Annotated in this window: 13 protein-coding genes; 6 read left to right on the top strand and 7 right to left on the bottom strand. The window is 64.3% G+C overall.

Annotation, left to right across the window (positions count from 1 at the left end; all coding sequences use genetic code 11):
- Positions 1-267: 267 nt before the first annotated feature.
- From DES43_RS14885 to DES43_RS14905, 5 genes are all read left to right on the top strand, one after another.
- The gene (locus DES43_RS14885) at positions 268-519 is read left to right on the top strand and encodes a hypothetical protein (protein ID WP_035029909.1); all 252 of its coding nucleotides are present in this window, start codon (positions 268-270) and stop codon (positions 517-519) included.
- A 98-nt stretch (positions 520-617) separates the two neighbouring features.
- On the top strand, positions 618-1532 hold the full coding sequence (locus DES43_RS14890) for a DMT family transporter (RefSeq protein WP_035029912.1): 915 nt from the start codon (positions 618-620) through the stop codon (positions 1530-1532).
- A complete protein-coding gene (locus tag DES43_RS14895; RefSeq protein WP_035029915.1) occupies positions 1533-2036 on the top strand; it encodes a GAF domain-containing protein in 504 nt (167 codons plus the stop codon).
- Positions 2033-3355: an ActS/PrrB/RegB family redox-sensitive histidine kinase gene (locus tag DES43_RS14900; RefSeq protein WP_035029918.1), complete on the top strand. Its 1323-nt coding sequence runs from the start codon at positions 2033-2035 to the stop codon at positions 3353-3355. Before DES43_RS14895 ends, DES43_RS14900 begins: the two co-directional genes overlap by 4 nt.
- Positions 3356-3549: 194 nt before the next feature.
- Complete coding sequence (locus DES43_RS14905) at positions 3550-4113, top strand: ActR/PrrA/RegA family redox response regulator transcription factor (RefSeq protein ID WP_035030082.1); 564 nt, start codon at positions 3550-3552, stop codon at positions 4111-4113.
- 46 nt (positions 4114-4159) lie between these two features.
- Here DES43_RS14905 and DES43_RS14910 read toward each other — a convergent pair whose 3' ends face one another.
- Positions 4160-4660: an MmcB family DNA repair protein gene (locus DES43_RS14910; protein WP_035029921.1), complete on the bottom strand. Its 501-nt coding sequence runs from the start codon at positions 4658-4660 to the stop codon at positions 4160-4162.
- Positions 4661-4750: 90 nt separating this feature from the next.
- A complete protein-coding gene (gene cueR / locus DES43_RS14915; RefSeq protein WP_035029924.1) occupies positions 4751-5152 on the bottom strand; it encodes a Cu(I)-responsive transcriptional regulator in 402 nt (133 codons plus the stop codon).
- 203 nt (positions 5153-5355) lie between these two features.
- Here cueR and DES43_RS14920 point away from each other — a divergent pair, with 203 nt between their 5' ends.
- Positions 5356-5970 carry a L,D-transpeptidase gene (locus DES43_RS14920; RefSeq protein WP_035029927.1) on the top strand — a complete coding sequence of 205 codons (615 nt, stop codon included), beginning with the start codon at positions 5356-5358 and terminating at the stop codon, positions 5968-5970.
- A gap of 148 nt (positions 5971-6118) precedes the next feature.
- On the opposite strand, the gene DES43_RS14925 is transcribed toward DES43_RS14920, so the two are convergent.
- From DES43_RS14925 to DES43_RS14945, 5 genes are all read right to left on the bottom strand, one after another.
- Positions 6119-6691 carry a NifU family protein gene (locus DES43_RS14925; protein ID WP_035029931.1) on the bottom strand — a complete coding sequence of 191 codons (573 nt, stop codon included), beginning with the start codon at positions 6689-6691 and terminating at the stop codon, positions 6119-6121.
- 104 nt (positions 6692-6795) lie between these two features.
- Positions 6796-7287: a universal stress protein gene (locus DES43_RS14930; protein ID WP_035029934.1), complete on the bottom strand. Its 492-nt coding sequence runs from the start codon at positions 7285-7287 to the stop codon at positions 6796-6798.
- 87 nt (positions 7288-7374) lie between these two features.
- Positions 7375-8442 carry a tryptophan--tRNA ligase gene (gene trpS, locus DES43_RS14935; RefSeq protein ID WP_035030085.1) on the bottom strand — a complete coding sequence of 356 codons (1068 nt, stop codon included), beginning with the start codon at positions 8440-8442 and terminating at the stop codon, positions 7375-7377.
- A 157-nt stretch (positions 8443-8599) separates the two neighbouring features.
- Positions 8600-10186, bottom strand: a complete 1587-nt coding sequence (gene murJ / locus DES43_RS14940) for a murein biosynthesis integral membrane protein MurJ (protein WP_035029936.1) — start codon at positions 10184-10186, stop codon at positions 8600-8602.
- 113 nt (positions 10187-10299) lie between these two features.
- Entirely contained in the window at positions 10300-13095 is a 2796-nt protein-coding gene (locus DES43_RS14945; protein ID WP_035029939.1) for a [protein-PII] uridylyltransferase, read from the bottom strand.
- Between the last annotated feature and the right edge of the window lie 56 nt (positions 13096-13151).

Consider the following 13151-nt stretch of genomic DNA (forward strand, 5'->3'; position numbering starts at 1 on the left):
GGCTGGAAGCCGGCCGAGACCCGCAAGCGCAACGTCACCACAGCCCTCAAGGCATACGCCGCCTTCGCAACAAGCGCGGACAAGGGAGCCGTCAGGAAGCTGCCAGACTGACAGGGAGCGCCACGGCATTCCGACGGAGAAGCCGTGCCAGATTCGATTACCGGGATTGCCGACGGTTTCGCGCTCAGGCTGCGACCCTGCATCTTGCCACAAATCGGTGGTGGTGTAGGAATCATGCCCGGGCAGGGACCATCCGAGGGCTTTCACATGCTTTCCAGAACCATAGCCGTCATCGCCTTCGGCCTTCTGCTTTCCGGCTGCGTCACGGCCGAGCAGCAGCGCGCGGCCGATGAGGAGAAATGCCGGTCCTACGGCTTCACGCGCAAGAACGACGCCTTTGCCGAATGCCTGCAGCGCCTGGAGCTCGACCGGCGTGCCGCTGCCCGCGAGAACCGCTATGTCGACCCGTTCCCGCAGGTGATCTACCGGCCCGTCTATGTGCCGGTGAAAGCGAAATAGCCGGCGCGGCTCTGCCCCAATGGAATTTGCTCGCAAAATCCGCGCGGCGCGGATAACAGCGCATTGTCGGCCGAAATGGCCTTTCCAGGGAATGCGCCATGTCTCGCCTGTCCGGACTCGTGAACCGCAACGTGATTGTGGCCGGCATCCTGCTGATGCTGGCCGGTGATTTCATGTTCGCACTCAACGACGCCATGGGCAAATGGCTGGTGGCGAGCTTCTCCGTCGGCCAGGTGGTGCTGGTCCGCTCCATCGGCGCCTTCATCGTCCTCGGCCCGATGATCGTGCGGCAGGGAACGGCCAGACTGTTCCATCTGGACCGCATCGGGTTGCAGTTTGCGCGTGTCGTCGCCACCGCACTCGACACCCTGCTGTTCTATGCCGCCGTCGTCCATCTGCCGCTGGCCGACGTGATGAGCTTCTACATGGCCGGGCCGATCTATGTCGCGGCGCTGTCGCATATGTTCCTGGGCGAGAAGGTTGGCTGGCGGCGCTGGCTGGCCATCCTCATCGGCTTCTGCGGTGTTCTGGTGATGCTGAAACCGTCATCGGCCGCGCTGTCGATCGAGTCGCTCTATGCGCTGATCGGCTCGATCTCCTTCGCGGTCGCCATCGTGCTCAGCCGCCTGCTGCGCGGCACCAGCGACACAGCGCTGGTCACCTGGCAGACGGTTGGCGTCGGGCTTTGCGCCGGCGTCATGACGATCGGCGAGTGGCATCATGGCGCCGCCATAGACTATGGTGCCATGCTCCTGCTGGGCGTCGTTTCCGGCGTCGCGCATCTCATGATCACCCGCGCCCTGAAGATGGCGCCGGCCTCGACGCTGGCGCCCCTGCACTACACCCTGCTTCTGTGGGCCGTTGTGTTCGGCGTGATCTTCTTCAACGACATCCCGGCCCCGCGCATCCTGATCGGCGCCGGTATCGTGGTGCTGGCTGGGCTCTTCATCTTCCATCGCCAGAACGTCAAGGCTACGGTGCCGCCTGAAAGCGTGCCCAAAGGTGTCAACTGAATGTTTGAAGCGAGCCGCATCGACAGCGCCGACAAGCCAGCCTTCTATCGCGAGCTGGCTGCGCAGATGGAGGCGCTGCTTGCCGGCGAAAGCGACGCTATCGCCAATGCCGCCAATGTCTCGGCGCTGATCTTCCACACCATGGCGAAACTCAACTGGGCCGGCTTCTACTTCCTGCGGTCGCCGCAGGAACTGGTCGTAGGCCCCTTCCTGGGAAAGCCGGCCTGCGTGCGCATCGCGGTCGGGCGCGGCGTGTGCGGAACGGCCGTGGCCGAGCGCCGCTCCATTGTCGTCGAGGACGTGACGAAGATCGAAAACCACATTTTCTGCGACCCCGAATCGCGCTCGGAACTGGTGGTGCCGCTGATCCGGCACGGTGAAATCCTCGGCGTCATCGATCTCGACAGTCCTGTGCCCGGCCGTTTCGACGAAGACGACCGGCAGGGCGTCGAGCGCCTCGCGGCCCTCTATGTCGCTGCCAGCGCACCGGAAGGCCCACGATGATCAAGCTTAACGCGCCCGATCTGCGCCAGAGCTACCGGCTGCGCCTCAACACGCTGATCCGCCTGCGCTGGCTGGCCATAGTCGGCCAGAGCATCGCGGTGATGTTCGTTGCCTACTGGCTTGAGTTTCCGCTGCCCGTCGGCCTGTGCTTCGCGCTGATCGCCGCCTCGGCATGGATGAATCTGTGGCTCGCCTTCCGTTATCCGGCTGCGTACAGGCTGACGCCGCTGGCCGCCATGAGCCTGCTCACCTTCGACACGCTCCAGCTTGCCGGCCTGCTCTATTTCACAGGCGGGCTGACCAACCCGTTCTCGCTGCTGCTCATCGTGCCGGTGGTGATCTCGGCCACCTCGCTGCCGATCCGGCTGACCGTTCTGCAGGCGGTGCTGGTGATCGCCGCCGCATCGCTTCTGGCTTTCTTCCATCGTCCATTGCCGTGGATCGAGGGCACCACGCTGGTCATGCCCTTCATCTACGTCGCGGGCATGTGGATGGCCGTGCTGTCGGCCACCGCCTTCGCCGCCATCTACGCCTTCCGTGTCGCGGAGGAAGCACGGCTTCTGTCGGATGCACTGGCGGCCACGGAGCTCGTGCTGCAACGCGAGCAGCATCTTTCGGCGCTGGACGGGCTGGCGGCCGCCGCCGCGCATGAGCTCGGCACGCCGCTCGCCACAATCTCGCTGGTCGCGAGGGAAATGGAGAAGGCGCTCGGCAAGGATCCGAAATACAGCGACGACGTCACCCTGCTGCGCAGCCAGAGCGAACGCTGCCGCGAGATCCTCAAGCGCCTGACCAGCCTGTCCTCCGAGGGCGAGCCGCAGATGGCCCGCCTTCCGCTGACCTCGCTGGTGGAGGAAGTGACCGCCCCGCATCGCGACTTCGGCATCGTCATCCGCCTTCAGCCGGGCGAGTGCATCGGGCCGGAACCGGTAGGACGCCGCAATCCGGGCGTGCTCTATGGCCTTGGCAACCTGGTCGAGAACGCGGTGGATTTCGCCCATACCAGCGTCAGCGTCCGCTGGAGCTGGGACGACGATTTCGTGTCCCTGTCCATCGTCGACGACGGCTCGGGCTTCCCCGTCGAGGTGCTCGACCGGATCGGAGAGCCCTATATGTCGACGCGGCAGGGCGCCGAACCCGGCGGGGGGCTGGGGCTCGGCCTGTTCATAGCCAAGACCCTGCTTGAGCGATCCGGCGCGACCATCACCTTCGGCAACGCCACCGGCCCCGGCGAAGGCGCTGTGGTCCGGGTTCGCTGGCCGCGCAGCAATTTCGTCTATGCCGAGGAGAGCGCGGCCCTGCCGCTCCGGAAAGCCTGAAGCCGAAATCCTCTTCCCGGCCATGAAAGTTTTTCGTCCGCATCTGCATGGAAACAGGGCAACACATGGCCGACTATGCGCTGGATCGGGAAATGGCCTTCGGACACCGCTCAAAAATTGGACAGCGGCGCTCAACGCATATATTTCCGTGCAAGGACGTTTTGTCGCGGTAAACTGAAGTGGGGTTGAAGATCATGACTGGTGAAGACGGCAATGGCGGCGTGGTGACCGGCGACGACACCTCGCTGCTGATCGTGGATGACGACAAGCCCTTCCTCACCCGTCTGGCACGGGCCATGGAAACCCGCGGCTTCACGGTCGATACCGCCGAAAGCGTCGAGGAAGCGGTCGGGAAAGCGCGCGCCAATCCCCCCGCCTATGCCGTGGTCGACATGCGGCTTGGCGATGGCAACGGCCTCGACGTGGTCGCCGCCATCCGTGAGAAGCGGGAGGATGCCCGCACGATCATCCTTACCGGTTACGGCAACATCGCCACGGCGGTGACGGCGGTGAAGCTTGGCGCGGTCGACTATCTTTCCAAGCCGGCCGACGCCGACGACGTGTTCGCGGCGCTGACCCGCCAGTCGGGCGAGCGCGCGGCGCCGCCGGAAAACCCGATGTCGGCCGACCGTGTGCGCTGGGAGCACATCCAGCGCGTCTACGAAATGTGCGAGCGGAATGTTTCCGAGACGGCCCGCCGTCTCAACATGCACCGTCGTACCCTGCAACGTATCCTCGCCAAGCGCGCACCGCGATAAACGGCAGGGCAGGAAAGGGAGAAAACCCACCGGTCTCCTGCTCTTCCTATTCGCTTTCGCCATCCAGCGCCGGCACGGCCACGCCCGCCAGCTCGGCGGCCAGCAGCCGGGCCGCGCCGGCGCGGGCAATGCGCAGCATCAGGGCCTTGCGCGTGGCTGCGGCCAGCCGGTGCTCGGGCGCCTCGCGCATGATCTCGGCACCATAGCCGTCAGACAGGATGAAGCCGCAATCCTGCGGGAAGATGTCTGCCGGTACGCCTGGATGAGTGGCGAAGAACAGCCGGTCTGAATGCAGCCGGTAATCCGGCCATTTTCGGTCCACGCGAAAATCCTCGATCGACGACTTGATCTCGATGATCCAGATGTCGCCCTGTCTGGTCAGGGCCACGAGGTCGGCGCGACGGCCGGTTGCAAGCGACAGCTCGGGCAGCACATGCGCGCCCATTTCCATCAGCAGGCGCTGGACGCCGCGCCGCACCAGCATGGCGCGTTCCGACTGGCGACCGTCGGCGAGCGGGTTTCGAAGAATCGGCGAAACGATTGGCATGAACCATTATTGCCGATTTTGTTCACGGTTTGAACCCGTTTTCTGCCCCATCGTCCGCACACTCTGCGCCGGCGCAAGGAAGGAAGAAGCTCAGATGGCACGCTCGCCGACACCTGCCATCTCTTCGAGAATCGGACAATCCGGGCGGTCGTCGCCATGGCAGGCATGGATCAGCTTTTGCAGGGTGGCGCGCATGGATTGCAGCTCGCCGATCTTTTCCTCGATCGCCGCGACATGGCTGGAGGCGATGCGGTGGACATCCGCGCTGGCGCGCGAACGGTCGCGGTAGAGCGCCATCAGCTGGCGGCAGTCCTCTATGGAGAAGCCAAGATTGCGCGCACGCTTCAGGAAGGCGAGCCGATGGACATCCTCGCCCGTATAGTCGCGATAACCGTTGGCCGACCGCTGCGGCGCGATCAGGCCGATCTCCTCATAATAGCGGATGGTCTTGGCGGGAATTCCCGTGCGGCGGGCCGCATCTCCGACATTCATGGGTGCAAACCTTTCGGAGCGTTGATTTTCTTCACGTTCCTGTGAACGACTGTTGCGCAATTGCAATAGGATGCAACTTACACGCGGGTCGCGACTGTCATATAGGCAGCGCCTGCTTGGCAAGCAAAGAAAAGCCGTCATCAATACAGCGGCGAGGCCGAATCGGCTTCCATCGGGATTACCAGGAGGGGGCAGTCTTTTCGATGCGGATCAGAACGGTACTTGCCGCCCTTGCGCTCTCTGCATCGCTTGCCGGATGCAGCACCATCGGGACAACCCCGATGTTCACCAGCAGCTACGGCGCCACCACCGACGCAGGCTACAATCTGCCGCGCATTCCCATCGAGAAGGTGGACAGGAAGTACCACCGCCAGATCGTCCGTTACGATACCAGTGAAAAACCCGGCACCATCGTCGTCGATACCTCCGGAAAGTTCCTCTATCTGGTCATGGAGGGCGGCAAGGCCATGCGTTACGGCATCGGCGTGGGCCGCGAGGGCTTCGAATGGCGCGGCACCGCGCGCGTGGCCATGAAACGGGAATGGCCGACCTGGACGCCGCCGGCCGCGATGATCAAGCGCCAGCCGGAACTGGCCAAGCACGCCGGGGGAATGAAGCCCGGCCTCGGCAACCCGCTCGGCGCGCGGGCGCTCTATCTCTTCAACAAGAGCGGCGACACAGGCTATCGGTTGCACGGAACGCCGGAATGGAATTCCATCGGCAAGGCGATGTCTTCCGGCTGCATCCGCCTCATGAATCAGGACATCATCGATCTCTACAAGCGCTCGGAGAATGGCGCCAAGGTGGTCGTTCTCTAAACCGTGCCGTCCGAAATCGGGAACCGGTTTCGGGTCTGCGTCATGCGGCAACAGTCAGGTGCGAACCGTCTCGGCAACACAGACGTCGCAACGAAAAACCGGGCCCTGAAGCCCGGTTTTTTGTTTCTTGCAGTCCGCGACGGTGCGGTCAGGCGACCTGCTCGACCTGCTGAACCTCAGGCACGAAGTGGCGCAGCAGGTTCTGGATGCCGTGCTTGAGTGTCGCCGTGGACGACGGGCAGCCGGCGCAGGCGCCCTTCATGTGCAGGAACACGACGCCGTTCTCGTAGCCGCGGAAGGTTATGTCGCCGCCATCCTGGGCCACCGCCGGGCGAACGCGGGTGTCGAGCAATTCCTTGATGGTGAGCACGATTTCCTCGTCCTCCTTGTCGTAGAACTCCTCGCCCTCGTCGATTTCAAGAGTGGAAGGCCCGGTGCCGGTCATTACCGGCTGGCCCGACATGAAATGCTCCATGATCGTGCCGAGAATCGCGGGCTTCAGATGCTGCCAGTCGGCCCCATCCTTGGAGACGGTGATGAAGTCATAGCCGAAGAAGACACCGGTGACGCCGGGAATCTCGAAAAGACGGCCGGCCAGCGCGGACGAGGCGCGCGCCGTTTCAGCGTCGCGGAAATCAGCCGTGCCATCGAGCAGCACCTCCCGGCCGGGCAGGAATTTCAGCGTGGCGGGATTGGGGGTCGCCTCGGTCTGGATGAACATGGCCGTCTCCGTGGCCGCATGGCCTCTGGAATTGTCTTTGTCGTCAAAATAAGCCCGGGACGCCGGCCATTCAAGTGAAAGCCCGTCAGGGGAGACGATTGGCCTCAGCCGAGATTCTCGATCTCCTCGTCCGACAGGGTCTGCGGAATGATGGTCACCGGAATGGGGAATGCAGCGCCCTTGCCGACCACGGACGCGACCAGCGGTCCCGGTCCTTCCTTGCCGGAGCCTGCCGCCAGAACCAGAATGGCGATATCCTGATCCTCCTCGATCAGCTTGTGGATTTCCTCCACCCTGCTGCCCTCGCGCACCACCAGCTCCGGCTCGATCCCGAATTTCTGCCGCACGCGGGTGGCCTGCGCATCGAGCGCGGCATGGGCGGCGGCCGTCGCTTCCTCGCGCATGATCTTCTCCACGCCCAGGAAATGCTGGAAATCCTCGGTGTCGATCACATAGAGCAGAACCAGCACGCCGTTGGTGCTTTGCATGCGCAGCGAGGCATAGGTCACGGCCCGCTCGCATTCAGGCGTTTCATCGACAATGGCCAGGAACTTGCGGCGATGGCCGGCTTCGCGGCTGAGACGTCTGGATACCATGTGCGTGATCCGCCTCGCTGGCTTCGAACCGGCGCAATCTGCCACCGGCGGCAGCCGGCGGCAAGACGCATCGCAACTGACGCCGGGTCAGTTTTGCAGGAGACCGATGATGTCGCGCACCGAATGCATGGTCTGTTCGGCGATGGCGCCGGCGCGCTCGCCGCCATCCCTGAGCACGGTGTCGATGTACTGCGGATCGGCCATCAGCCGGCGCATTTCACCGGCGATGGGGGCGAGCTTGTGGACGGCCAGATCGGCCAGCGCCGGCTTGAACACGGAGAACTGCTGGCCGCCGAATTCCTTCAGAACCGCTTCGCGGGTCATGTCCGCAAGCCCGGCATAGATGCCGACGAGATTGTCGGCCTCCGGTCGTCCCTCAAGTCCTTCGACCTCTCCCGGCAGCGCCTCCGGATCGGTCTTGGCCTTCTTGATCTTCTTCGAGATGGCGGCGGCGGCGTCGGTCAGGTTGATGCGCGAGAGATCGGACGGATCCGACTTCGACATCTTCTTCGAACCGTCGCGCAGGCTCATGACCCGCGTGGCCGGCCCGCCGATCAGCGGCTCGGTGAGCGGGAAGAAGCCATTGACGGTTTCGTCGCCCATCTGCATTTCGACGCCAAGGCCAAGCTCGGCGATGCGCGCGGAGAAATCGTTGTTGAACTTCTGGGCGATGTCGCGGGTCAGCTCCAGATGCTGCTTCTGGTCCTCGCCCACCGGCACATGGGTGGCGCGATAGACAAGGATGTCGGCCGCCATCAGGCTCGGATAGGCGAGCAGGCCCAGCGAGGCGTTCTCGCGGTCCTTGCCAGCCTTGTCCTTGAACTGCGTCATGCGGTTCATCCAGCCGATGCGCGCCACGCAGTTGAATATCCAGGCGAGTTCGGCGTGCTGCGGCACGCGGGCCTGATTGAAAACGATATGCTGCTTCGGATCGATGCCGGCGGCAAGGAAGGCGGCCGTGATCGAGCGCGTCTGCGAAGCAAGGTCCTCATGGACAAGCTGCGCCGTGATCGAGTGCAGGTCGACGACGCAATAGATGCAGTCGTTGCTGTCTTGCAAGGCGACGAACTTGCGGATGGCGCCGAGATAGTTGCCGAGATGCAGGTTCCCGGTTGGCTGGACCCCGGAAAAGACGAGTTGCCTGAAGGTGGTCATGATGTCTCCCTGGCTTGTGGAGGGCCGTTCGGGCATGACCCGGAAGCGCCCGGCTTGCGGCGGAATCATGCTGCCGCGAACCCCGCCCGACGAGGTTCACGAGGCGGGCTTATGAACGATGGCCCCCTTACAATCAAGGGGGCGGGAGGCAGGGTCTTCACTCTTCGGTACCGGCCGGGGCGGCGCTGCCGCGCCTGACATTCCTGCGGACCATGCCGGCATCGGCGCCGCCGGTGGCGAAGGCGAGAACGAAATAGACCAGCGCACCTGCCGCGCACAGCAGCGCCAGGGATCCCGTCTGTGCAAGCAGGGAAGCCGGGGGCGCGAGCCATGGCGACAGCCACACCGCCCCGCCATACAGCGCGGCGCCCATCAATGCCGAGGACAGCACGAGGCGGGGGATGCGCCTCATCAGCGGCGCATCATGCCCCCAGTGACCGCGCCGGATCAGCACGACGAGCAGCATCAGGGCGTTGGCCCATCCTGCGACGACCGAGGCCACGGCAATGCCCGGCGCGCCCATGCGCGGGAACAGGGTCAGGGCGATGGTGATGTTGATCGCCACCGAGATGGCGGCGAACACCATCGGCGTCTTCGTATCCTCGCGGGCGAAATAGCCCGGCGTGAACGCCTTGATGAGCACGAAGGCAGGCAACCCAAGGCCGAATACGGCAAGGATCGACGACACGAGCACCGTGTCGTCGGAGGTGAAAGCGCCGCGTTCGTACAGCACCCGCACGATCGGCTCGGAGATGACCAGCAGCGCAGCCGTGGCCGGCAGGGTCAGGAACAGCACGAATTCGACGGAGCGGTTCTGGAGGCTTGCGGCCTCGCCATCGTTGCCGGCCTTGAGCGCCCGCGCCAGTTCGGGCAGCAGAACGATGGCCACCGCGATCCCGACGACCCCGAGCGGAAGCTGGTAGAAGCGGTCCGCCTGCGCCAGCGCGGGCACGGCCTTGTCCTGCCCGGACGCGATGGCGGTGCCGATCAGCGTGTTGATCTGGGTGATGCCGCCGGTGATTGCCGCCGGCAGCGCCAGCCACAGCAGGCGCTTCACATTGGGTGTCATGCGCGGCCGTCTGAAGCCGATGGAGATGCCCGCGCGCCGCGCCGCGATCCAGACGATGGCGAGTTGCACGACGCCCGCCGCCATGACGCCCCAGGCCATGGCGTAACCGACTTCAAGGCTGTCGGCGCCCGTATACCAGGCATGCCCCAGCACCGCGATGAGGATGACGTTGAGGAACACCGGAGCGATCGCCGCCGCGAAATAGCGGCGCAGCGAATTCAGCATCCCTGCCATCATTGCCGCCAGAGACATGCACATGAGATAGGGAAACATGATGGTGGCGAGCGCGACGGTCAGTTCGTACTTCTGCGGATCGCTGGCAAAGCCCGGCGCGATGATGGTGCGCACAAGAAGCGGCATGGCCAGTTCCATAAGTATCGTCAGCACCGTCAGCACCGAGAACAGCACGCCGAACACCTCCTCGGAGAAGCGGCGCGCCCCGTCTATGCCGTTGGCCTCGATTTCCTTGGCGAACAGCGGCACGAAGGCGCTGTTGAACGCACCCTCGGCGAACAGGCGGCGAAACGTGTTGGGAAACTGGAAAGCGGCGTAGAACGCACCCGCCACCGGGCCGGTGCCAAGCGCGGCCGCCATCAGCATTTCACGGGCAAAGCCCAGAATACGGCTCATCAAGGTGCCGGAGGCGACCGTCGCGAATTTCCTGACAAGACTCAAATTATGCTCGCTTCCCTGTAACGCGTGTCGATGGGCCCCCTTCCGGGCAGGCAGGAGTGGGCAATACAGCCGGAAGCGCGCCCTGCGAAGGAACCTTCAACGCACCGCCTCGCCTATTCCGCCGCCGGGCGTGATTTGTAGAGCTGCTCCAGCCCGGTGCCTTTCAGCACTTCGACCAGCCGCCTGGAAATGGCTGCGATGCGGGCCGGGCTCTCCACCTTCTGCCCTGTCAGGTCGGTGACGTAGAAGGTGTCGATCACCTTTTCGCCGAAGGTGGTGATGTGGGCCGAGGCAATGTCGAGCGACAGGTCGGACAGCGCGCCGGTTATTTCCGACAACAGGCCGGGACGGTCCAGCCCCTTCACCTCTATCACCGAAAACCGGTGGGACAGGGTGTTGCGTATCTCGGCCCGGGGCGTGATGCTGAATGCCCTGGCGCCGCGCTTCGCCTTGCTGCGCCTTGCGATCACCTCCGGCAGCCAGCTGCGCCCCGACAGCACATCCTCGATCAGCTTGCCGACGCGCTCGGCGCGCCGCCGTTCGTCCTCGTCGAGGTCGAACTCCCGGCTGATCAATATGGTGTCGAGCGCGCGGCCATCCGCGGTGGTGAATATCTGCGCATCGACGATGTTCGCGCCGGCCGCCGCGCATGCGCCGGCGATCACCGACAGCAGCCGGGGGTGGTCCTGCGCCAGCACGGTGATCTCGGTCACCGCCTCGAACTCGTGGGTGCGCACCATGGTGTCGAGCTTGCGGCCGGCGGCGTCCGCGTCGCGCACGAACTGCGCATGGCGAAGCTGATCGGCAAGATCGACGGTGAGCAGGTAGTTCGGGTAGAGCAGGCCGACATAGGCGGCGCGCGCCTCTTGCGGCCAGCCGGCCAATGCCGCCGTCAGATCGGCGCGCGCTTCGGCCGTGCGCTGCGAACGCGACATTTCCGAGAACCCCCCGGTCAGAAGCAGTTCGGTCTCGTAGTAAAGGGTGCGCAGGAGCTGCCCCTTCCAGCCGTTCCACACGCCGGGGCCGACGCCGCGAATGTCGCAGACGGTGAGGATGAGGAGCAGCTTCAGCCGCTCCACCGACTGCACCGCCGCCGCGAAATCCTCGATGGTCTTGCGGTCGTTGAGGTCGCGGGTCTGCGCGGTCATCGACATCAGGAGATGGTTCTCGATCAGCCAGGCGACGGTTTCCGTGTCGGCCGACGACAGGCCCAGTTGCGGGCATATGCGGCGCGCGATCCGCGCACCGGCCGTGGAATGATCTTCCGGGCGGCCCTTGGCTATGTCGTGCAGCAGCACCGCCACATAGAGCGCGTCGCGGCTCTTCTTCAGGCCCGGCATCAGCGAGTGCGAAAGGGGATGGGCCTTTTCCCCCTCTCCTCCCTCGATCTGCGCCAGCACGCCGACGCAGCGGATGAGATGCTCATCCACCGTATAGTGGTGGTACATGTTGAACTGCATCATGGCGACGATCCTGCCGAAATCGGGAATCAGCTTGCCCAGCAGCCCGGCCTCGTTCATGCGCCTGAGATTGAGTTCGGCATAGCGGTCCGAGGTGAGGATATCGAGGAACAGCCGGTTGACCTCGCCATTGCGCCGCAACGCCTTGTCGACCAGCCACAGCGAACGCGTCACCAGCTTCAGCGCATCCGGATGGAACTCCAGCCCATGCCGGTCGGCAAACCAGAACAGCCGCACGAGATTGACCGGATCGCGCTCGAAAACCTTGTCGTCGGCCACATTGAGGCGGTGGTTGTCGACGACGAACTCGCCGGTGCCGGCAAGCTTGCGCCGGCGCCGGGTGAATCCCGTGAACAGGCCGGCCATGCCCGGAACCTGCTTGGCCTGCTCCTCCTCAAGCCCGGCGCAGAAGATGCGCGTCAGATCGCCGACATCCTTGGCGATCAGGAAATAGTGCTTCATGAAGCGCTCTACAGCCGACAGGCCGGGATGGCTGGTGTAGCCAAGACGCTCGGCGATATCGCGCTGGATGTCGAAATAAAGCCGCTCCTCTGCCTTGCCGGTAAGGAAGTGCATGTGGCAACGCACCGCCCAGAGGAAATCCTCGGACTTCAGGAACAGCCTGTATTCGCCTTGCGTGAACACGCCCTTGCCGACCAGATCGGCGCCATTGCGCACACGATAGAAATATTTCCCGATCCAGAACAGCGTGTGCAGGTCGCGCAGGCCACCCTTGCCGTCCTTGACGTTGGGTTCGACCAGATAGCGGCTCTCTCCCGCCTTGGCATGGCGCACGTCGCGTTCGGCAAGCTTGGCCTGAGCGAACTCAGCGCCGGTCGTCGCAACGACCTCGCGGTCGAAGCGTTCCACCAGTTCACGGCTGAGCGCTTCGTCTCCGCAAAGAAAACGGCTCTCAAGCAGCGCCGTGCGGATCGTCATGTCGGCGAATGAGAGGCGGATGCATTCGTCGATATTGCGGGTGGCATGGCCGACCTTCAGCCCCATGTCCCACAGCATGTAGAGCATGTATTCGGCGATCTGCTCGCTCCACGGCGTCTGCTTGTAGGGCAGCAGGAACAGGAGATCGATGTCGGAGCCGGGCGCCAGCGTGCCGCGGCCATAGCCGCCCACCGCGATCACCGCCATGCGCTCGGCGGTCGAGGGATTGTCGGCCGGATAGACGCGGGTGGCCGTGAATTCGTGGAGCACCCGCACGATCTCGTCCATGACATGGGAGAGCCGTCGCGCGCAGGCCGCCCCGCCGCCGTCCTGACGCAGCATCTCTTCTGCGATGCGCAGACCCTCCTTGCGCTGTCGCTTGAGCAGGGCCAGCACCGCATTGCGGGTGCCGAAGGAGCTTGCAGCATCCTTTTCGGCCAGAGCCGACAGCTCGCCGCGCAGTGCTGCGCCGTCTATGAGTTCGTCCAGCCTGAGCGCGATCCTTGCCATGCGTGCCGGCTATCCTTCAGCTTGCAGAGAAGCGTCCTATATCCTGTTTCGCGCTG

The sequence above is a fragment of the Aquamicrobium defluvii genome, from assembly GCF_004363725.1.
GTDB lineage: Bacteria > Pseudomonadota > Alphaproteobacteria > Rhizobiales > Rhizobiaceae > Mesorhizobium > Mesorhizobium defluvii.

What these genes read in the sequence shown, in the direction of transcription:
- DES43_RS14900 (WP_035029918.1), top strand. Translation starts at nt 2,033, where the DNA reads ATGATCAAGCTTAACGCGCCCGATCTGCGCCAGAGCTACCGGCTGCGC.
- trpS (WP_035030085.1), bottom strand. Translation starts at nt 8,442, where the DNA reads ATGACCACCTTCAGGCAACTCGTCTTTTCCGGGGTCCAGCCAACCGGG.
- DES43_RS14890 (WP_035029912.1), top strand. Translation starts at nt 618, where the DNA reads ATGTCTCGCCTGTCCGGACTCGTGAACCGCAACGTGATTGTGGCCGGC.
- DES43_RS14930 (WP_035029934.1), bottom strand. Translation starts at nt 7,287, where the DNA reads ATGGTATCCAGACGTCTCAGCCGCGAAGCCGGCCATCGCCGCAAGTTC.
- DES43_RS14895 (WP_035029915.1), top strand. Translation starts at nt 1,533, where the DNA reads ATGTTTGAAGCGAGCCGCATCGACAGCGCCGACAAGCCAGCCTTCTAT.
- DES43_RS14885 (WP_035029909.1), top strand. Translation starts at nt 268, where the DNA reads ATGCTTTCCAGAACCATAGCCGTCATCGCCTTCGGCCTTCTGCTTTCC.
- DES43_RS14925 (WP_035029931.1), bottom strand. Translation starts at nt 6,691, where the DNA reads ATGTTCATCCAGACCGAGGCGACCCCCAATCCCGCCACGCTGAAATTC.
- DES43_RS14945 (WP_035029939.1), bottom strand. Translation starts at nt 13,095, where the DNA reads ATGGCAAGGATCGCGCTCAGGCTGGACGAACTCATAGACGGCGCAGCA.
- DES43_RS14920 (WP_035029927.1), top strand. Translation starts at nt 5,356, where the DNA reads ATGCGGATCAGAACGGTACTTGCCGCCCTTGCGCTCTCTGCATCGCTT.
- cueR (WP_035029924.1), bottom strand. Translation starts at nt 5,152, where the DNA reads ATGAATGTCGGAGATGCGGCCCGCCGCACGGGAATTCCCGCCAAGACC.
- DES43_RS14910 (WP_035029921.1), bottom strand. Translation starts at nt 4,660, where the DNA reads ATGCCAATCGTTTCGCCGATTCTTCGAAACCCGCTCGCCGACGGTCGC.
- DES43_RS14905 (WP_035030082.1), top strand. Translation starts at nt 3,550, where the DNA reads ATGACTGGTGAAGACGGCAATGGCGGCGTGGTGACCGGCGACGACACC.